The organism is Streptomyces fumanus (genome assembly GCF_014655295.1).
In the GTDB taxonomy this organism is placed as follows: Bacteria; Actinomycetota; Actinomycetes; order Streptomycetales; family Streptomycetaceae; genus Streptomyces; species Streptomyces fumanus.
Map to the genome: position 1 here is coordinate 98094 of NZ_BNBI01000014.1, position 19960 is coordinate 118053.

A 19960-nucleotide genomic window follows, 5' to 3' on the forward strand; every position below is an offset into this window, starting at 1 on the left:
CCCGTCCATCCACCCGAAATCCCGAGGAGACCGACAGATGCTGGACATCGCCGAGGAACTGCACCGGTGGGTCGAGCGGGGACGCGACTTCGCGGTGGCCACGGTGGTGGCCGTCGGCGGCAGCGCCCCGCGCCGGCCCGGCGCCGCCCTCGCGGTGGACACCGACGGCACGGCGATCGGCTCGGTCTCCGGGGGCTGTGTCGAGGGCGCCGTCTACGAGCTGTGCCGGCAGGTGCTCCAGGACGGCACACCCGTCCTGGAACGCTTCGGCTACAGCGACGCCGACGCCTTCGCCGTGGGCCTGACCTGCGGCGGGGTCATCGACATCCTGGTCGCCCCGGTCCGGGCGGGCGACCCCGCCCGGACGGCGGCCGCCGCCGCGCTGGCCGCCGCCGCCCGCGGGCAGGCCGCCGCGCTCGCCCGGATCGTGACCGGCCCGGCGCCCCTGCGGGGCCGTGCGCTGACGGTACGGCCCGACGGCACGTACGACGGCGGCTTCGGCGCGCACCCCGCGCTGGACGCCACGGTGGCCGCCGAGGCGCGCGCCTTCCTGGACGCCGGGCGCACCGGCACCCTGGAGATCGGCGAGCGGGGCTCGCGGTGCGGGGCGCCGCTGACCGTGCTGGTGGAGTCGTCGGTGCCGCCGCCCCGGATGATCGTGTTCGGCGCGATCGACTTCGCGTCGGCACTGGTCCGCGTCGGCCGCTTCCTGGGCTACCGGGTGACGGTGTGCGACGCCCGGCCGGTCTTCGCCACCGAGGCCCGCTTCCCCGACGCCGACGAGGTCGTCGTCGCCTGGCCGCACGAGTACCTGGAGCGCACCGAGGTCGACGCCCGCACGGTGCTGTGCGTGCTGACCCACGACGCCAAGTTCGACGTACCGCTGCTGCGGCTGGCGCTGAAGCTGCCGGTGGCGTACGTGGGGGCGATGGGCTCGCGCCGCACCCACCTGGACCGTCTGGCGAGGCTGCGCGAGACCGGCGTCGGCGACCTGGAGCTGGCCCGGCTCAGGTCCCCGATCGGCCTGGACCTGGGCGCCCGGACGCCGGAGGAGACGGCGCTGTCCATCGCCGCCGAGATCGTCGCCGACCGGCGCGGCGGCAGCGGCGTCCCGCTGACCGGCGCGCACACCCCGATCCACCACGAGGAACCGGCTCCGGTCGCCCGGGTCTCCTGACCGGCCCGGGGCGTCAGGGCTGCCGCAGCAGCCGGTTGACCGCGCGGCCGAAGACGTACCGGCCCGCGCGGGCCAGGACGCCGTCGAACAGGGACGGCAGCAGACGCACGGCCAGCTCCTCCCGCCACACCACCCGGGACCGGCCGCCGGGACCGGGCCGGACGTCGATCTCCGCCCAGCCCCGCACCAGCTTGCCGCGCTTCTCCAGGCGGCAGTGGCCGGGCGCGCCGTCGAGCGGGGGCCGCCACACGGTCACCTCCATGGGGTCCGCGAAGGCCAGCGGGCCGAGCCCGGTGCGGGCCACCACGAGGGTGCCGGGGGCGGTCGGCCCTGCGGGGACGACGGTGACCCGGGTCAGCGGCACGGCGCCGCCGTGCCGGTGCCACGCGGTGAGCCGGCGCCAGGACTCGGCCGGCGGCAGCGGAGCCGTGCGCTCCAGCGAGAAGGTGACCACGCCACGATCGTAGGCACCGCACGGGCGGACCGCCGTCGACCGTTTGTCCGACGGATGCGTATTCGGGATACGGAGGGCACTCACCGGGTTACTCGCCGGGGCACGGAAGTGACGGCGAGAGTGAGGAGAGTCCCGTGAGCGAACGCCCCGAGGGCACCCGGCGCTGGCGCCGGGCGCTGGTCACCGGCGGAGCCGGATTCGTCGGGTCCCATCTGTGCGGCCGGCTGCTCGGCCAGGGCACCGAGGTGGTCTGCCTGGACAACCTGGCCACCGGCACCCGCGCCAACGTCGCCGAACTGGAACGGCGGCGCGGCTTCCGCTTCGTCCGGGCCGACGCCACCGACCCCGCCGCGCTCACCGGCCTGCCCGGCCGGTTCGACCTGGTCCTGCACTTCGCCTGCCCGGCCTCGCCCGCCGACTACCTCCGGCTGCCCCTGGAGACCCTCGACGTCGGCAGCACCGGCACCCGCAACGCCCTGGAGCGCGCCCGCGCCGACGGCGCCCGCTTCCTGCTCGCCTCCACCTCCGAGGTCTACGGCGACCCGCTGGAGCACCCCCAGCGCGAGAGCTACTGGGGCAACGTCAACCCGGTCGGCCCGCGCAGCGTCTACGACGAGTCCAAGCGGTTCGCCGAGGCCCTGACCACCGCCCACCGCCAGGTGCACGGCACCGACACCGCCATCGTGCGGATCTTCAACACCTACGGGCCCCGGATGCGCACCGGCGACGGCCGCGCCGTGCCCACCTTCATCGCCCAGGCCCTGGACGGCATGCCGCTCACCGTGGCCGGCGACGGCGGCCAGACCCGCTCCCTGTGCTACGTCGACGACACCGTGGACGGCGTCCTCGCCCTCGCCGCGTCCGGCGAGAGCGGCCCGGTGAACATCGGCGGCGGCGAGGAGATCACCATGCTGGAGCTGGCCCGCCGGATCATCGACCTCACCGGCTCCGGCTCCCGCATCCGCTTCGTCGAACGCCCCGTCGACGACCCCGGCCGCCGCCGCCCCGACACCACCCTGGCCCGCGAGCGGCTCGGCTGGCGGCCCCGTACCGACTGGAACGAGGGCCTGGAACGCACCATCGGCTGGTTCGCGCACGCCGTGGCCGCCTGAACCCGACCGCCCGGACCCGGGCACCCGTCACCGAGGGTGATTTTTCCTGCCTTTTGCGGAGTCGAGTTGTTTCCAAGTGTTTGAGACAACCGTCCCGCGGCACCCGCGACCCGGAAGCGACACAGGACGGAGCATCCCCCATGCGCATCCTTGGTATCAACGCCCTCTTCCACGACCCTGCCGCCGCACTGGTCATCGACGGCAGGACCGTTGCGGCCGCCGAGGAAGAGCGCTTCAGCCGCCGCAAGCACGGCAAGCGGCCGGTGCCCTTCTCCGCCTGGGAGGTACCGGAACTCTCCGCCCGCTGGTGCCTGGACCACGCCGGCCTGCGCCCCGCCGACCTGGACGCCGTCGCCTACTCCTTCGACCCGAAACTCGCCCGCCCCGCCGCGGACCTGGGCCTGAACGACCCCTGGGACCCGCTGCGCCTGGAGTACGCGCGCCGCGCCCCGCAGTTCCTCGCCGAGGCGCTCCCCGGACTCGACCCCGACCAGGTGGTCTTCGTCCCGCACCACGTCGCCCACGCCGCCTCCGCCGGACCGGCCTCCCCGCACCCCGACAACGACGTCCTGGTCCTCGACGGACGCGGCGAGTGCGCCTCCCACCTGGCCGGCCGCTACCGCGACGGCAAGCTCGACACCCTCGCCGCCCAAGCCCTGCCGCACTCGCTCGGCCTGGTCTACGAGGAGCTCACCGAACACCTCGGCTTCCTGCGCAGCAGCGACGAGTTCAAGGTCATGGCCCTCGCCTCCTACGGCAGGCCCCGCTTCCTGGAGGCGCTGCGCGAGTACGTCCACGCCACCGGCGACGGCGGCTTCCGGGCCCACGGCGTCGACTGGGCCGCCCTCGCCCCCGCCCGCCGCAAGGACGAGGACTGGACCCGGGACCACGCCGACCTGGCCGCCAGCGCCCAGGCGGTGCTGGAGGAGACCCTGCTGGAGCTGGTGCACTGGCTGCACCGCGAGGCCGGCGGCGACTCCCTCACCATGGCCGGCGGCGTCGCCCTGAACTGCGTCGCCAACTCCGCGATCGCCGCCCGCGGCCCGTACCGCAACGTCTGGGTGCAGCCCGCCGCCGGCGACGCCGGGACCGCGCTGGGCGGCGCCCTGCACGTCGCCGCCGCCCAGGAGGGCACCGCCCCCGAGCCGATGCCCGGCGCCGACCTCGGCCGGGGCTGGAGCGACGAGGAACTGCGCGCCTGGCTGGAGACGGCCGCGATCCCCTACGAGGAACCCGAGGACATCGCCGAGACGGTCGCCGAGGAACTGGCCCGGGACGGCATCGTCGCCTGGTTCCAGGGCCGCAGCGAGTACGGCCCCCGCGCGCTGGGCCACCGCTCCCTGCTGGCCCACCCCGGCCGCGCCGAGAACCTGGAACGCCTCAACCACGTCAAGGGCCGCGAGGAGTTCCGCCCGGTCGCCCCGATGGTGCTCGCCGACCGCGCCCACCGCATCTTCTCCGGCGGCCCGGTGCCCAGCCCGTACATGCTCTTCGTGCACGACGTGGCCGCCGAGTGGCGCGACCGCCTCCCGGCCGTCGTGCACGTCGACGGCACCGCCCGGATCCAGACCGTCGAGGCGCGCCGGGAACCGCTGGTCGCCCGGATGCTGGCCGCGTTCGAACGGCGCACTGGACTGCCGGTGGTGGTCAACACCAGCCTCAACACCGCCGGGCGGCCCATGGTGGACGACCCGCGCGACGCCCTGGAGTGCTTCGGCTCCGCGCCCGTCGACCTGCTGGCCATCGGCCCGTTCGCGGTGCGCCGGGGGAAGGCGTTCGCATGACGCAGACCCCGAGGACCGGATACGCCGTCGTGATCCCCACCCTGGCCCGCGCCACGCTGGCCGACTGCCTGGCCGCGCTGGTCGCCGCGCACGGCCCCGACCCCGACGAGATCGTCCTCGTCGACGACCGGCCCGACCCGGACGCCGACCCCGGCGCGCTGGAGTACCCGCTCAGCGTGCTGGGTGACCTGCGCGAACGCACGGTGGTGCTGCGCAGCGGCGGACGCGGACCGGCCGCCGCCCGCAACACCGGACTGAGCGCGGTCATCGCCCCGTGGACCGCGTTCCTCGACGACGACGTGCAGGTCGGCCCGCACTGGTGCGACCAGCTCGCCCAGGACCTCGCCGAGGCCGGCCCCGGCACCGCCGGCGTCCAGGGCGTCATCGCCGTCCCGCTGCCCGGCGAACGCCGCCCCACCGACTGGGAGCGCGGCACCGCCGGACTGGCCACCGCCCGCTGGATCACCGCCGACATGGCCTACCGCACCGAGGCGCTCAAGCAGGTCGGCGGCTTCGACGAACGCTTCACCCGCGCCTTCCGGGAGGACGCCGACCTCGCGCTGCGCGTCCTGGACGCCGGCTGGCGCATCCGGCAGGGCCGGCGCACCACCCGGCACCCGGTGCGCCCGGCCGGCCGCTGGGTCTCCCTGCGGCAGCAGCGCGGCAACGCCGACGACGCCCTGATGCGCAGGCTGCACGGCCCCGACTGGTGGGCCAAGGCGGTCGCGCCCCGGGGCCGGATCCGCCGGCACGCCGCGATCACCGCCGCCGGTGCCGCCGCCCTCGTCCTCGCCGCCGCCGGACGCCCCCGGGCCGCCGCGGCCGCCGGGCTGGCCTGGGCCGCCGGCACCGCCGAGTTCGCCTGGGCCCGTATCGCGCCCGGACCGCGCACCCGGCACGAGGTGACCACCATGGTCACGACCAGCGTCCTCATCCCGCCGGCCGCCACCTGGCACCGGATCAGCGGGGAGTGGCGGCACCGCTCCGCCCCCGCCTGGCAGGAGGTGACCGCATGAGCCCCGTCAAGGCCGTCCTGTTCGACCGCGACGGCACCCTCGTCCACGACGTCCCCTACAACGGCGACCCGGAACGGGTCCGCCCCGTCGACGGCGCCCGCGAGGCCCTCGACCTGCTGCGGCACCACGGCATCGCCACCGGCGTCGTCACCAACCAGTCCGGCGTCGCCCGCGGCCTGCTCACCGACGCCGACGTACGCCGCGTCAACCACCGGATCGACGAACTGCTCGGCCCGTTCGACGTCTGGGCGATCTGCCCGCACGGCCCCGACGACGGCTGCCACTGCCGCAAACCCCAGCCCGGCATGATCCTGTGGGCGGCCGGCCGGATCTGCACCCACCCCGCCGACTGCGTGGTCATCGGCGACATCGGCGCCGACGTCGAGGCCGCCCGCCGGGCCGGCGCACACGGCATCCTCGTCCCCAACCAGGCGACCCGCCCCGAGGAGACCGCCGCCGCCGACCACGTCGCCGCCGACCTGCTGACCGCCGTCCGCGCGGTCCTCGGCGGACCCCCCAAGGGCCGGGTGCTGGCGAACGAAGGGCCCATCGAGGCCGCCTACGCCACACCGCCCGCGCCGCCCGCCGACCCCTGCGGGAGGCCCCGATGAGAGCGATCGTGACCCGGCTGGACAGCTTCGGCGACGTCCTGCTGGCCGGACCCGCCGTCCGGGCCGTCGCCGCCCGCTCCGACCACGTCACCCTGCTGTGCGGCCCGCGCGGCGCCCCCGCCGCCCGGCTGCTGCCCGGCGTCGACGAGGTGCTGGTCTGGGAGGCGCCCTGGGGCGGCTTCGACCCGCCCCCCGTGGACCGCGCCGGCATCGACGCCCTCGCCGACCGGATCGACGCCGACACCGGGCTGATCCTCACCTCCTTCCACCAGTCGCCGCTGCCCACCGCCCTGGTGCTGAGGCTGGCCGGGGTGCGCCGCCTCGCCGCCGACAGCGTGGACTACCCCGGCTCGCTGCTCGACCTGCGCCACCGGCGCGCCCCCGGCGCCCACGAGGCCGAGGCCGCGCTGGACCTGGCGGCGGCGGCCGGCTTCCCCCGGCCCGACGGCGACGACGGCCGGCTGCGGGTACGCACCCCGCCACCGGTCACCGCCCTGACCGGCCCCGGCCCGTACGTCGTGCTGCACCCCGGCGCCAGCGTCCCCGCCCGCGCCTGGAGCCCCGACCGGGCCGCCGAGGCGGTCCGGGAACTGGCCGCCGCCGGACACCGCGTCCTGGTCACCGGCGGCCCCGGCGAACGCGACCTCACCGCCCATGTCGCGGGCCGGTACGGCACCGACCTCGGCGGTCGCACCGAGGCCCCCGAACTCTCCGGCGTCCTGGCCGGCGCGGGCGCCGTCGTCACCGGCAACACCGCGCCCGCCCACCTCGCCGCCGCCGTCGGCACCCCCGTCGTCTCCCTGTTCGCCCCGGTCGTCCCCGCCGAGCGCTGGCGGCCCTACGGCGTCCCCTACGTGCTCCTGGGCGACCAGGACGCGCCCTGCGCCGGCAGCAGGGCCCGGGAGTGCCCGGTCCCCGGCCACCCCTGTCTGAACACCGTCACCGCCACCGACGTCGTCGCCGCCGTCGGGAAACTCCTGGGGGACGCATGAGGATCCTCATCTGGCACGTGCACGGGTCGTGGACCACGGCCTTCGTACAGGGCCCCCACACCTACCTGGTCCCCGTCACCCCCGACCGGGGCCCCGACGGCCTGGGCCGGGCCCGCACCTGGGACTGGCCCGACTCGGTGATCGAGGTACCGCCCGAGCGGCTCCGCGACGAGCACATCGACCTCGTCGTCCTGCAACGCCCGCACGAACTCGACCTGGTCGACCGGTGGCTGGGCCGCCGCCCCCCGCTGGTCTACCTGGAGCACAACGCCCCCCACGGCGACGTGCCCGACACCCGCCACCCCGCCGCCGCCGTCCCGGGCGTCACCCTGGTCCACGTCACCCACTTCAACCGGCTGATGTGGGACGCGGGCGGCACCGAGACCACCGTCATCGAACACGGCATCGTCGACCCCGGACCCCGCTGGACCGGCGACCTCGACCGCGCCGCCGTCGTCGTCAACGAGCCGATCCGGCGCGGCCGGACCACCGGCACCGACCTGCTGCCCGCCTTCGCCCGCGCCGCCCCCCTCGACGTGTTCGGCATGCGCACCGAGGGACTGGCCGAGCACCTCGGCGTCGATCCCGACCGCTGCCGCACCCAGGACGTCGTACAGCGCGACCTGCACTCCGCGCTGGCCCGGCGGCGTGTGTACGTCCACCCCGTCCGCTGGACCTCCCTGGGCCTGTCCCTGCTGGAGGCCATGCACCTGGGCATGCCCGTGGTCGCCCTCGCCACCACCGAGGTGACCGAGGCGGTCCCGCCCGGCGCCGGGGTGGTCTCCAACCGCATCGACGTACTGACCGACGCCGTACGCGGCTTCCTCGCCGACCCCTCGCACGCGCGGGAGGTGGGCGCGGCGGCCCGCGCGGCGGCCCTCGCCCGCTACGGGCTGTCCCGCTTCCTGGACGACTGGGAGCGGTTGCTGAAGGAGGTGACCCGATGAGGATCGCCATGGTGTCCGAGCACGCCAGCCCGCTCGCCGCGCTCGGCGGCGTCGACGCGGGCGGGCAGAACGTGTACGTGGCCCGCCTCTCCGAGGAACTGGCCCGGCGCGGCCACGACGTGGTCGTCTACACCCGCCGCGACTCGCTCGACCTGCCCGACCGGGTGCCGCTGCCCGGCGGCGCCGTCGTCGAGCACGTCCCGGCCGGGCCGGCCGAATCCGTCCCCAAGGACGACCTGTTCCCCTACATGCCGGCGTTCGGCGCCCACCTGGCGCGCGCCTGGGGACACGAGCGGCCCGACGTGGTGCACGCCCACTTCTGGATGTCCGGACTCGCCGCCCAGATCGGCGCCCAGCCGCACGGGATCCCCGTCGTGCAGACCTTCCACGCCCTGGGCACCGTCAAGCGGCGCCACCAGGGCATGCGGGACACCAGCCCGTACGAGCGGATCGGCATCGAGCGGCAGATCGGCCGCACCTGCGCCCGGGTCCTGGCCACCTGCACCGACGAGGTGGTCGAACTCGGCGACATGGGCGTGCCCCCGCGCCAGGTCTCCGTGGTGCCCTGCGGGGTGGACGCCGAGCACTTCCGGCCCGGTGCCGGTGCCGGCCGCACCCCCGGGCGGCGCCGCCGGCACCGCCTGCTGGCCTGCGGCCGGCTCGTCCCCCGCAAGGGCTACGACCAGGCCGTCCGCGCCCTGGCCCAGGTGCCCGACACCGAACTGCTGATCGCCGGCGGCCCCCCGGCCGACGAGGTGTGGGCCGACCCGGAGGCCGAGCGGCTGGCCGGCATCGCCCGCAAGGCCGGGGTCACCGACCGGGTCCGGCTGCTCGGCGCCGTCGACCCCGACGACATGCCGGCCCTGATCGGCAGCGCCGACCTGGTGCTGTGCACCCCGGTGTACGAGCCGTTCGGCATCGTGCCGCTGGAGGCGATGGCGTGCGGCGTGCCCGTCCTCGCCACCGACGTCGGCGGCCACCGCGACTCCGTCGCCGACGGCGTCACCGGCCGCCTCGTCGCCCCCGGCGACCCCGGGGCCGTCGCGGACGCCGCCCGCGCGCTGCTCGCCGACCCCGCACTCCGCCGCGAGCAGGGCCGGGCCGGCCGCGACCGGGTCCTGACCCACTACACCTGGCGGCGCGTCGCCGACGGCGTACAGCGGGTCTACCGCCGGACGCTCGCCGAACACGAACTGTCGAAGGAGGTGGCGTGATGACCGTGCACCCGCCCGTGGTCGGGCACTGCGACGAACTCCAGGACGCCCTGACCGCGTTCCGTGCCTCCGCGCACATCACCGAACGCTGGGGCGAGACCCTCGCCGAGGTGCTCTCCGGCGGCGGCCGGCTGCTCGCCGCGGGCAACGGCGGCAGCGCCGCCCAGGCCCAGCACCTGACCGCCGAGATCGTCGGCCGCTACCGCGAGGACCGGCCGCCGTTCTCCGCGATCGCCCTGCACGCCGACACCTCCGCCACCACCGCCATCGCCAACGACTACGGCGTGCACGAGGTCTTCGCCCGCCAGGTCCGCGCCCACGGCCGCGCGGGCGACGTACTGATGCTGCTCTCCACCTCCGGGGCCAGCGCCAACCTGCTCTCCGCCGCCGAGGCCGCCCGCGAGGCCGGCCTGCGGGTGTGGGCGCTCACCGGCTGCGAACCCAACCCGCTGATGCTGGGCAGCGACGAGGCCCTGTGCGTGGCGGCGCCCAGCGGCGCGACCGTCCAGGAACTCCACCTGGTCGCCGTCCACATGATCTGCACGGCCTTCGACGCGGCCCTGGACCTGGGCACCGGCCGGGGGGACGGCGCCCATGGCTGACAAGACCCCGCTGGTGGTGGTCGGCGACGCGCTGCTCGACCGCGACCTGTCCGGCTCCGCCGACCGGCTCGCGCCCGACGCGCCGGTGCCGGTGGTGTCGGAGTGCGCCGAGCGGATCCGGCCCGGCGGCGCCGCGCTCGCCGCCTACCTCGCCGCCCGCGACGGCCGCGAGGTCACCCTGATCACCGGCCTCGGCGACGACCCCGCCGCCCGCCGGCTGCGGGAACTGCTCGACCCCTGGCTGACGCTGATCGCGCTGCCGCAGGCCGGCACGCTGCCCGAGAAGACCCGCGTCCTCGCCCAGGACCGGCCCGTGGTCCGCCTCGACCGGGGCGGCGGGCACGCCCGCGCCGCCACCGACGAGGCCCGCGCCGCGCTGCGCGCCGCGGGGGCCGTGTTCGTCTCCGACTACGGCCGGGGCACCGCCGACGCCCTCCGCGCCGAACTCGCCGCCCGCCCGCCGCTGGTCTGGGACCCGCACCCGCGCGGCGGCGCCCCCGTCCCCGGCACCCGGCTGGTCACCCCCGCCGAGAAGGAGGCGCACGGCTTCGCCCCCCGGGACACCGGCCCCGCCGGGGGACTGCGCGCCGCCGCGCACAGCGCCGCCGCCCTGGTACGGCAGTGGCGGGTCGCCGCCGTCGCGGTCACCCTCGGCTCGCGCGGCGCCCTGCTCTCCTACGGCGACCACCCGCTGCTGGTGCCCGCGCCCGGCGCCCACCACGGCGACTCCTGCGGCGCCGGCGACCGGTTCGCCGCGACCGCCGCCGGACTGCTCGCCGACGGGGCCCTGGTCGGCGAGGCCGTCGAGGGGGCGGTCGCCGCCGCCAGCGAGTTCGTCGCCGCGGGCGGCGCGGGCGCCCTGCCGCCCGCCGACTCCCGCACCGCCCAGGATCCGCCCCCGGACACCGAGGACCCGCGGGCGCTGGCCGCCCGGGTGCGCGCCCGGCACGGCACGGTCGTCGCGGCCGGCGGCTGCTTCGACCTGCTGCACGCCGGGCACGTCGGCCTGCTCCAGGCCGCCCGGCGGCTCGGCGACTGCCTGGTGGTGTGCGTCAACTCCGACGCCTCCGTGCGCCGCCGCAAGGGCGAGGGCCGCCCGGTCAACCCGCTCGCCGACCGGGTCCGGGTGCTGCGCGCCCTGGCCTGCGTCGACGCGGTCGCCGTCTTCGACGAGGACACCCCCGAGCGGCTCCTGGCCGACCTGCGCCCCGACGTGTGGGTGAAGGGCGGCGACTACGCCGGGGCCGACCTGCCCGAGGCCGCGCTGCTGGAGGAGTGGGGCGGCCAGGCCGTCCTCCTGCCCTACCTGGACGGCCGCTCCTCGACCGAGCTGCTGGCCCGCGCCGCGCAGGGGGTGCGATGACCGCGCCCGCCCGGCCCGCCGTCCTCGTCCTGCGCGCCCTGGGCCTGGGCGACCTGCTCGCCGGGGTCCCCGCGCTGCGGGCGCTGCGCCGGGCCTACCCGGACCACGAGATCGTGCTGGCCGCCCCGGCGGAACTGGCCCCCCTGGCGGCCGCCACCGGCGCCGTCGACAGGCTGCTGCCCGCCGCCGCGCCCGGCCGGGCCGTGCCGCGCACCCTGGACTGGACCGGCCCCCCGCCCGAGATCGCCGTCGACCTGCACGGCAACGGCCCGCCCAGCCACAAGCTGCTGGCGGAGCTGGGCCCGCTGAAGCTGATGGCGTTCGCCCACCCCGGCACCCCGGAGATCGACGGACCGCCCTGGTACGCCGAGGAACACGAACGCGACCGCTGGTGCCGCCTGCTGCGGGCGTACGGCATCGACGCCGACCCCGCCGACCTGCTGCTGCCCCGCCCGCCGGACGCCTCCCCGGCGCCCGGCGCGGTGGTGCTGCACCCCGGCGCCGGCGCCCCCGCCCGCTGCTGGCCGGTGGAGCGGTACGCGGCCGTCGCCCGGGAACTGCGCGCCCGCGGCCTGCGGGTCGTGGTCACCGGCGGCCCCGGCGAGACCGCCCTGGTGGCCCACCTCGCCGAACAGGCCGGGCTGCCCGGCGGCGACGTCCTCGGCGGCGGCCTGCCCTACCCGGCGCTGTCCGCCCTGGTCGCCGACGCCCGTGCCGTGATCAGCGGCGACACCGGCATCGCCCACCTCGCCGTCGCCCACGCCACCCCGTCCGTGACCCTGTTCGGCCCGGTGCCGCCCAACCGCTGGGGCCCGCCGGACCACCCCCGCCACCGCGCCCTGTGGCACCCCGGCCCGGACGGCGACCCGCACGGCCGCGACACCGACCCCGCCCTGCTGCGGATCACCGCCGACGAGGTCCTGGCCGCCGTCGGCACCCTCGACGCCCCCTGCGAGGCAGCACCATGAACCACACCCTGTCGACCACCCGCTCGGGCGAGCGCACCGACCGGCCCGGCCACGCCCCGGTCGGCATCGTCATCGCCACCCGCAACCGCGCCGCGAGCCTCGCCGGCACCCTGCGCCACCTGCTCGCGCTGCCCGAACGCCCCGAGATCCTGGTCGCCGACAACGCCTCCACCGACGACACCCGCGCCCTGCTCGCCCGGGACTTCCCCCAGGTCCGGGTCCTCGCGCTGCCCGCCAACCGGGGCGCCCTGGCCCGCAACGACGGCGTCCGCGCCCTGGGCACCCCCTACGTGGCGTTCAGCGACGACGACTCCTGGTGGGCGCCCGGCGCGCTGGCCACCGCCGCCCGGCTGCTCGACGCGCACCCGCGGCTCGGCCTGATCTCCGCCCGCACCCTGGTCGGCCCCGCCGGGTACGCCGACCCGCTCAACGGCGTCCTCGCCGCCTCCCCGCTCGGCTCGGCCACCGACCTGCCCGGCATCCAGGTCCTGGGCTTCCTCGCCTGCGCCTCGGTGGTCCGCCGCGAGGCGTTCCTGGACGCGGGCGGCTACCACCCGCTGCTGTTCTTCGGCGGTGAGGAGACCCTGCTCGCCTACGACCTGGCCGCCCGCGGCTGGGGCGTCACCCACTGCCCCGAGGTGACCGCCCACCACCACCCCGACCCGGGCCCGCGCACCGGCCGCCCGGCCGTGCTCCGCCGCAACGAACTGCTCACCGCCTGGCTGCGCCGCCCGCTGCCGTACGCGCTGGCCCGCACCCGCGCGCTGGCCGCCGAGGCCCGGCGGGACCCGCAGGCCCGGCGCGCGCTGCGCGAGGCGCTCGCCAGGCTGCCCGCCGCGCTGCGCGCCCGCCGGCCGCTGCCCCCGCACGTGGAGCGGGCCGCCCGCCGCCTGGACGGGGCCGCCGGATGAGCGACCCCCGCACCACCGTCGTCGTCATCACCCACAACCGGCGCCCCGAACTGCTGCGCACCCTGGACCGGCTCGCCGGACTCCCGGAGCGGCCCCGGGTGATCGTCACCGACAACGCCTCCACCGACGGCACCTCCGGCGCCGTTGCCCGCCACCACCCCGAGGTCACCCTGCTGCGCCCCGGCCGCAACCTGGGCGCGGTCGGCCGCAACCTCGCCGTCCGCCGGGTCCGCACCCCCTACGTGGCGTTCTGCGACGACGACTCCTGGTGGGCGCCCGGCTCGCTGTCCGGCGCCGCCGATCTGCTCGACGCGCACCCGGCGCTCGGTGCCGTCACCGCCCGGATCGTGGTGGAGCCGGACGGCACCGAGGACCCCATCGTCAAGGAACTGCGCGACTCGCCCGTGCCCGGCCCCGAATGGCTGCCCGGCCCGGCGCTCGGGTCGTTCCTGGCCGCCGCGACCGTGCTGCGCGCCGACGCCTTCCGTGCCGCGGGCGGCTTCCACCCCCGGCTCTGGCTCGGCGGCGAGGAGGAGCTGCTCGCCGCCGACCTCGCCGCCGGCGGCTGGTGGCTGACGTACGCGGACCATCTGACGATCCATCACCACCCGTCCGTGGTACGGGACCCGACGCTGCGCCGGGCGCACGGCATCCGCAACACCCTGTGGTTCACCTGGCTGCGCCGGCCGGCCGGGTACGCCCTGCGCCGCACCCTGCACCTGGCCCGTACCGTCCCGCGCGACACCGCCTCGCTGCGCGCCTTCGCCGAGGCGGCCGCCGGCCTGCCGTGGGTGCTGCGCGAGCGCCGGGCGCTGCCGCCCGCGGTGGAGGCCCGGCTGCGCACCCTGGAGCCGTCCCAGCGGGACTCCACGGCCCGCAGCTACATCGGCTGACCCGGGGGAGGGGGCTCAGCCCTCGGTCCACCGGCACAGCAACTGGAACACCGCGAACAGCGTCACCGGCCACACGGCGGCGAACGCCCAGACGACGCCCGGCTCGGAGGTGACGATGCCGGTCACCATCAGGGTCACGGCGAGCACGCAGAGCAGGGCCACGGTCAGGGCTCGCGGGCGGTAGGACGCCAGGCGCGCGAGGCCGGGGCCCGGGCCCGGCCGGAAGGTGCGCAGTGCCCGGTCGAGCCGGTGGTCGCGGCACAGCTCCCGCTCGACCTCTGCGAGGATGCGCCGCTCGTGCTCGGAAAGCCGGCCGATGCTCACGGTGGTGATCCCTCCAGGAAACGACCCGACACCACCCGGAGTGCCCCTCCCGCCGGAAGTCCTAACGAAGACCGCCGGCCAGTGCCGCCACCAGGCCGTCGGCCGCGTCCGGGGGCCCCGCGCGAAAGCCCGCGGCCACCCGCCCGGCCGCCTCCCGGCCCTCCGTGAGGCACCACCCCCACCACCGCTCCAGCGGCCCGGCGCCGACCCGTTCGGCCGGGACCAGCGCGGGCCAGTTGCAGGCGCGGGCCTGGGCGGTCACCTTCGCGCCGCCCGCCACCGGGTCGATGGCCAGGGCCGGGGTGCCGGCCCGCAGGGCGAGGACCAGGCCGTGCAGCCGGTCGGTGACGACCAGGTCCAGCCGGGCGAGGACCGCCTCCAGGTCGGCCGGGGTGGCGCACAGCCGCCAGTCCCGGGTGTCGAGCCGGGTCTCCAGTTCCAGCCGGGCGCAGTCCTGGCCGGCCAGCCAGCCCGTCACCGCCCCGGCGACCTCGGCGTGCCGCCGCTGCCGCCCGTACTCCCGCTGCCCGTGGGTGAGGATCACGCCGGCCACCGGGCGGGCGGGCAGCGCGGGGGCGCGGGCCGCGAGGTCCAAGGCCGGCTCGGCACCCGGCGCGTCCCGGAGCAGGATGCGGTGGAAGCCGGTGACGGCCGGGTCGCCGGGGTCGACCACCGAGACGCCCACGGCGATCCGCGTGCAGTGCGCGAACCGCCGGTGCAGCTCCGCCACCTGGTCGCCGTGGACCGGCCCGCACACGAAGACCAGATGGGTGTAGGCCGCCGGGTCGATGTCCGCGAAGTGAAGGCCGTCGGCGCGGAACCCCGGGCTCCACACCACGTCGTGGCCGAGCCCGGCCTCCCGCAGCACCGCCCGCACCCGGTCCAGGGCCAGCACGTCCCCGGCGGTCGCCTCCCCGTGCAGAAAGCTGAACCAGCCGGTCACCAGGATCTTCCGTCGTCCGTGCACAGTGCCCCCGGGTGCCCGCCCCGCCCCGGACCACTCACCCCGGGGCGCACTCGCGGACCGTACCTGTCCGCGAGCGGCGCTACCGTGCGGTTATGACGACCAAGGCGCCCACGGCCCCCGTCCTCGGCACCCGTGCCCTGAACCGCGCGACCCTCGCCCGGCAGTTGCTGCTGCGCCGCGCGGAGCTGTCCGCCGAGGCCGCCGTCGCCCACCTCGTCGGCCTCCAGGCGCAGAACGTGAAACCGCCGTACTACGCCCTCGCCGCCCGGCTGGCCGGCTTCACCCCCGAGGCCCTGTCCGCGCCGATGGCGGCCCGCCGGGTCGTCCGCATCGTCACCCTGCGCTCGACCCTCCACACCCACACCGCCGACGACTGCCTCACCCTGCGCCCCCTGGTGCAGGCCGCCCGGGACCGGGAGCTGCGCCAGTTCCGCAAGGGCCTGACGGGCGTCGACCCGCACCGCCTCGCCCGGCTCGCCCGCGACCTGGTCGAGGCCGAGCCGCGCACCCCGCGGGAGCTGCGCGAGGCACTCGGCGCCCGGTGGCCCGACGCCGACCCGGGGGCCCTGTCGGTGGCCGCCCGCTGTCTGCTGCCGCTGGTGCAGATCACCCCGCGCGGACTGTGGGGCAGGAGCGGCCAGGTCACCCTCACCACCGCCGAGCACTGGCTCGGCCGCCCCGCCGCCCCCGTCCCCGCGCCCGACGCCACCGTGCTGCGCTACCTCGCCGCCTACGGCCCGGCCTCCGTCAAGGACATGCAGACCTGGGCCGGCCTGACCAGGCTGCGCCCCGCCTTCGAACGGCTGCGCCCCCGGCTGCTGGTCTTCCGCGACCCGGCCGGCACCGAGCTGTTCGACCTGCCCGACGCGCCCCGCCCCGACCCGGACACCCCGGCCCCGCCGCGCTTCCTGCCCGAGTTCGACAACCTCCTGCTGTCGCACGCCGACCGCACCCGTGTCGTCCCGCCCGCCCACCGCGGCCGGGCCTGGCAGGGCAATCTCGCCCACCGCACCCTGCTCGTCGACGGCTTCCTGGCCGGGCTGTGGCGCCTGGACGCCGACGCCCTGGTCATCGAGGCGTTCGGCGACCTCACCGCCGTACAGCGCCGCGAGGTGACCGAGGAGGCGGAGCGACTGCTGGCGACGATGCACCCGGACGGCCCGTACGCCATCCGCTTCGGCCCCGTACGGGCGTGACGACCCGGTCGGATGGTAAGACCTCCGTCACGGAACACCGACGAAGGCCGAGCCGCCCGGCCACGGCCCGGCACCGAGGAGGAGCACGATGACGACGGCGACGGAGAGCTTCCGCAGGGCACGGGACTTCCTGCTGGAGCACCGTGAGGACTACGAGGCCGCCTGCGCGGGCTTCGAGTGGCCCCGCCCGGAGCACTTCAACTGGGCGCTGGACTGGTTCGACGCCATCGCCGCGGACAACGGCCGCACGGCGCTGCACATCGTCGAGGAGGACGGCACCGAGACCCGCCGGACCTTCGCCGAACTGTCCGCCCGCTCGAACCGCGCCGCGAACCGGCTGCGCGCCTGGGGCGTCGGCGCCGGGGACCGGGTGCTGGTCATGCTCGGCAACCAGGTCGAGCTGTGGGAGACGGCCCTGGCCGCGATGAAGCTGCGCGCGGTGGTCATCCCCGCCACCCCGCTGCTCGGCCCCGCCGACCTGCGCGACCGCGTCGAGCGCGGCCGGGTCCGGCACGTCCTGGTCCGCACCGCGGACACCGGCAAGTTCGACCAGGTCCCCGGCGACTACACCCGGATCGCGGTCGGCGGCGCGCCCGCGGGGTGGCTGCCGTACGAGGAGGTGGACACCGCCCCCGACACCTTCACGCCGGACGGGCCCACCCGCGCCGACGACCCGCTGATGCTGTACTTCACCTCGGGCACCACCGCCCGCCCCAAGCTGGTCGAGCACACCCACGTCTCGTACCCGGTGGGCCATCTGGCCACCATGTACTGGATCGGTCTGCGCCCCGGTGACGTGCACCTGAACATCTCCTCGCCGGGCTGGGCCAAGCACGCCTGGTCGAACCTGTTCGCGCCGTGGAACGCGGAGGCGACCGTCTTCGTGCACAACTACACCCGGTTCGACCCGGCTCGGCTGATGGACGAGATGGCCCGGGCCCGGGTCACCACCTTCTGCGCCCCGCCGACCGTCTGGCGGATGCTCATCCAGGCCGACCTCGGCCGGCTCACCACCCCGCCGCGCGAGGTGGTCGCCGCCGGTGAGCCGCTCAACCCCGAGGTGATCGAGCAGGTCCGCCGGGCCTGGGGGGTGACGGTCCGGGACGGCTTCGGCCAGACCGAGACCGCCGTGCAGGTCGCCAACACCCCCGGCCAGGTGCTCAAGACCGGCTCCATGGGCCGCCCCAGCCCCGGCTACCGGGTCGAACTCCTCGACCCGGTCACCGGCGAACCCGGCGCCACCGAGGGCGAGATCGCCCTCGACCTCTCGGCGAAGCCGGTCGGCCTGATGACCGGCTACCACGGCGACCCCGAGCGCACCGCCGAGGCGATGGCCGGCGGCTACTACCGCACCGGCGACATCGGCGCCCGCGACGCCGACGGCTACCTCACCTACGTGGGCCGCGCCGACGACGTGTTCAAGGCCAGCGACTACAAGATCAGCCCGTTCGAGCTGGAGAGCGCCCTGCTGGAGCACGAGGCGGTCGCCGAGGCCGCCGTCGTGCCTGCCCCCGACGACCTGCGGCTGGCGGTGCCGAAGGCGTACATCGTGCTGGCCGCGGGCTGGGAGCCGGGACCGGACACCGCCAAGGTGCTGTTCGAGCACTCCCGGGAGGTGCTCGCCCCCTACAAGCGCATCCGCCGCCTGGAATTCGCCGACCTGCCCAAGACCGTCTCCGGCAAGATCCGCCGCATCGAGCTGCGCGAGGCGACGGCGGCCGGCTCGGCGGCGGAGTACCGCGAGGAGGACTTCCGGTGAACTCCTACGCGCACGGCACCGGCACGACCCCCCTGCTCGGCGACACCATCGGCGCCGACCTGGACCGGGCGGTGGCCACCTGGCCGGACCGCGAGGCCCTGGTCGACGTCCCCTCCGGCCGCCGCTGGACCTACGCCGAGTTCGGCGCCGAGGTCGACCGGCTGGCGTCCGCGCTGCTGGCCTCCGGAGTGCGCAAGGGCGACCGGGTGGGCATCTGGGCGGTCAACTGCCCGGAGTGGGTGCTCGTCCAGTACGCCACCGCGCGCCTCGGCGCCGTCATGGTGAACATCAACCCGGCCTACCGCACCCACGAGGCCGAGTACGTCCTGCAACAGGCCGGTGTCTCCTTCCTGTTCGCCTCGCCCGGCCACAAGTCCAGCGACTACCGGGCGATGGTCGGCGAGGTGCGCGGACGCTGTCCCGACCTGCGGGAGGTCGTCCACTTCGGCGACCCCGGCTGGCAGGCGCTGCTCGACCGGGCCACCCCCGACCCGCCGTACGAGGAGCTGTCCTGCGACGACCCGATCAACATCCAGTACACCTCGGGCACCACCGGCTTCCCCAAGGGCGCGACCCTCTCGCACCACAACATCCTCAACAACGGGTACTTCGTCGGTGAGCTGGTCGGGTACACCGAGCAGGACCGGATCTGCCTGCCCGTGCCCTTCTACCACTGCTTCGGCATGGTGATGGGCAACCTGGCGGCCACCTCGCACGGCGCCTGCGTCGTCATCCCCGCCCCGTCCTTCGACCCGCGGGCGACCCTGGAGGCGGTCCAGGCCGAGCGGTGCACCTCCCTGTACGGCGTGCCGACCATGTTCATCGCCGAGCTGCACCTGCCGGACTTCGCGGCGTACGACCTCTCCTCGCTGCGCACCGGCATCATGGCGGGCTCGCCCTGCCCGGCGGAGGTGATGAAACGGGTGGTCGCCGAGATGCACATGGCCGAGGTCGCCATCTGCTACGGCATGACCGAGACCTCCCCGGTCTCCCTGGGGACCCGCAGGGACGACGACCTGGAGCACCGCACCGGCACCGTCGGCCGGGTCCTGCCGCACCTGGAGGTCAAGGTCGTCGACCCGGCCACCGGCGTCACCCTGCCCCGCGGCGCCACCGGCGAACTGTGCACCCGGGGCTACAGCGTGATGCTCGGCTACTGGAACGAGCCGGAGAAGACCGCCGAGGTGATCGACCCCGCCCGCTGGATGCACACCGGGGACCTGGCGGTGATGCGGGAGGACGGGTACGTCGAGATCGCCGGCCGCATCAAGGACATGATCATCCGGGGCGGGGAGAACATCTACCCGCGCGAGATCGAGGAGTTCCTGCACACCCACCCCGGCATCGCGGACGTCCAGGTCGTCGGGGTGCCGCACGAGCGGTACGGCGAGGAGGTGCTGGCCTGCGTGGTCCCCGCCGACCCGGCCGCGCCGCCCACCCTGGCGGAGCTGCGCGCGCACTGCGAGGGCAGGCTGGCCCACTACAAGGTGCCCACCCGGCTGCGGATCGTGGACTCCTTCCCCATGACCGTCTCCGGCAAGGTCCGCAAGATCGAGCTGCGGGAACGCTACGGCGCCTGAGCGTCGGTACCTGTCGAGGCCGCGGCGCCGGGCGCCGCGGCCGTCCCGTCTCTTGACGTCCTCCGCCCACCCCACTTACCTTGCTTCCAG

The 19960-nt window shown here is 76.2% G+C and carries 19 protein-coding genes; 16 read left to right on the top strand and 3 right to left on the bottom strand.

From position 1 onward, the window contains the following. Positions 1-37 precede the first annotated feature (37 nt). Positions 38-1177: an XdhC family protein gene (locus tag IE316_RS28075; RefSeq protein ID WP_190207311.1), complete on the top strand. Its 1140-nt coding sequence runs from the start codon at positions 38-40 to the stop codon at positions 1175-1177. A gap of 13 nt (positions 1178-1190) precedes the next feature. Here the strand turns inward: IE316_RS28075 and IE316_RS28080 are convergent, their stop codons facing one another. Continuing rightward, positions 1191-1631 (bottom strand): SRPBCC family protein, encoded by a 441-nt coding sequence (locus tag IE316_RS28080; protein WP_190207312.1) that lies wholly within the window; start codon positions 1629-1631, stop codon positions 1191-1193. A 134-nt stretch (positions 1632-1765) separates the two neighbouring features. Here IE316_RS28080 and IE316_RS28085 point away from each other — a divergent pair, with 134 nt between their 5' ends. The 12 genes from IE316_RS28085 to IE316_RS28140 all read left to right on the top strand — a co-directional run bounded on the left by IE316_RS28085 (position 1766) and on the right by IE316_RS28140 (position 14044). Then, complete coding sequence (locus IE316_RS28085) at positions 1766-2743, top strand: UDP-glucuronic acid decarboxylase family protein (RefSeq protein WP_190207313.1); 978 nt, start codon at positions 1766-1768, stop codon at positions 2741-2743. A 140-nt stretch (positions 2744-2883) separates the two neighbouring features. Next, positions 2884-4527, top strand: a complete 1644-nt coding sequence (locus IE316_RS28090; protein ID WP_190207314.1) for a carbamoyltransferase family protein — start codon at positions 2884-2886, stop codon at positions 4525-4527. Further along, positions 4524-5543, top strand: a complete 1020-nt coding sequence (locus tag IE316_RS28095; protein ID WP_190207315.1) for a glycosyltransferase family 2 protein — start codon at positions 4524-4526, stop codon at positions 5541-5543. Before IE316_RS28090 ends, IE316_RS28095 begins: the two co-directional genes overlap by 4 nt. Then, positions 5540-6154 carry a D-glycero-alpha-D-manno-heptose-1,7-bisphosphate 7-phosphatase gene (locus IE316_RS28100; protein ID WP_190207316.1) on the top strand — a complete coding sequence of 205 codons (615 nt, stop codon included), beginning with the start codon at positions 5540-5542 and terminating at the stop codon, positions 6152-6154. Before IE316_RS28095 ends, IE316_RS28100 begins: the two co-directional genes overlap by 4 nt. Continuing rightward, positions 6151-7146, top strand: a complete 996-nt coding sequence (locus tag IE316_RS28105) for a glycosyltransferase family 9 protein (protein ID WP_190207317.1) — start codon at positions 6151-6153, stop codon at positions 7144-7146. The genes IE316_RS28100 and IE316_RS28105 overlap by 4 nt, the downstream gene beginning before the upstream one ends. Further along, positions 7143-8093 carry a glycosyltransferase gene (locus IE316_RS28110; protein WP_190207318.1) on the top strand — a complete coding sequence of 317 codons (951 nt, stop codon included), beginning with the start codon at positions 7143-7145 and terminating at the stop codon, positions 8091-8093. The genes IE316_RS28105 and IE316_RS28110 overlap by 4 nt, the downstream gene beginning before the upstream one ends. After that, complete coding sequence (locus tag IE316_RS28115) at positions 8090-9307, top strand: glycosyltransferase (RefSeq protein WP_190207319.1); 1218 nt, start codon at positions 8090-8092, stop codon at positions 9305-9307. Before IE316_RS28110 ends, IE316_RS28115 begins: the two co-directional genes overlap by 4 nt. Beyond that, positions 9307-9909, top strand: a complete 603-nt coding sequence (locus IE316_RS28120) for a D-sedoheptulose-7-phosphate isomerase (RefSeq protein WP_190207320.1) — start codon at positions 9307-9309, stop codon at positions 9907-9909. Before IE316_RS28115 ends, IE316_RS28120 begins: the two co-directional genes overlap by 1 nt. Beyond that, positions 9902-11272, top strand: a complete 1371-nt coding sequence (rfaE2, locus tag IE316_RS28125) for a D-glycero-beta-D-manno-heptose 1-phosphate adenylyltransferase (protein ID WP_190207321.1) — start codon at positions 9902-9904, stop codon at positions 11270-11272. The genes IE316_RS28120 and rfaE2 overlap by 8 nt, the downstream gene beginning before the upstream one ends. After that, a complete protein-coding gene (locus IE316_RS28130; protein WP_190207322.1) occupies positions 11269-12240 on the top strand; it encodes a glycosyltransferase family 9 protein in 972 nt (323 codons plus the stop codon). The genes rfaE2 and IE316_RS28130 overlap by 4 nt, the downstream gene beginning before the upstream one ends. Continuing rightward, positions 12237-13151: a glycosyltransferase family 2 protein gene (locus IE316_RS28135; RefSeq protein WP_190207323.1), complete on the top strand. Its 915-nt coding sequence runs from the start codon at positions 12237-12239 to the stop codon at positions 13149-13151. The genes IE316_RS28130 and IE316_RS28135 overlap by 4 nt, the downstream gene beginning before the upstream one ends. Then, on the top strand, positions 13148-14044 hold the full coding sequence (locus tag IE316_RS28140) for a glycosyltransferase family 2 protein (protein WP_190207324.1): 897 nt from the start codon (positions 13148-13150) through the stop codon (positions 14042-14044). The genes IE316_RS28135 and IE316_RS28140 overlap by 4 nt, the downstream gene beginning before the upstream one ends. 15 nt (positions 14045-14059) lie before the next feature. On the opposite strand, the gene IE316_RS28145 is transcribed toward IE316_RS28140, so the two are convergent. Together IE316_RS28145 and IE316_RS36030 are read right to left on the bottom strand one after the other, a co-directional pair. Then, entirely contained in the window at positions 14060-14368 is a 309-nt protein-coding gene (locus IE316_RS28145) for a DUF3040 domain-containing protein (protein WP_190207325.1), read from the bottom strand. Between the two features lie 61 nt (positions 14369-14429). Beyond that, positions 14430-15335 (bottom strand): polysaccharide pyruvyl transferase family protein, encoded by a 906-nt coding sequence (locus IE316_RS36030; protein ID WP_268257656.1) that lies wholly within the window; start codon positions 15333-15335, stop codon positions 14430-14432. 92 nt (positions 15336-15427) lie between these two features. Between IE316_RS36030 and IE316_RS28155 the strand changes: the two genes are divergently transcribed. From IE316_RS28155 to IE316_RS28165, 3 genes are all read left to right on the top strand, one after another. Further along, a complete protein-coding gene (locus IE316_RS28155) occupies positions 15428-16531 on the top strand; it encodes a winged helix DNA-binding domain-containing protein (RefSeq protein WP_190207326.1) in 1104 nt (367 codons plus the stop codon). A gap of 88 nt (positions 16532-16619) precedes the next feature. Next, entirely contained in the window at positions 16620-18290 is a 1671-nt protein-coding gene (locus tag IE316_RS28160; protein ID WP_190207327.1) for an AMP-binding protein, read from the top strand. After that, on the top strand, positions 18287-19870 hold the full coding sequence (locus IE316_RS28165) for an AMP-binding protein (protein WP_190207328.1): 1584 nt from the start codon (positions 18287-18289) through the stop codon (positions 19868-19870). Before IE316_RS28160 ends, IE316_RS28165 begins: the two co-directional genes overlap by 4 nt. The last annotated feature ends 90 nt before the right edge of the window (positions 19871-19960 follow it).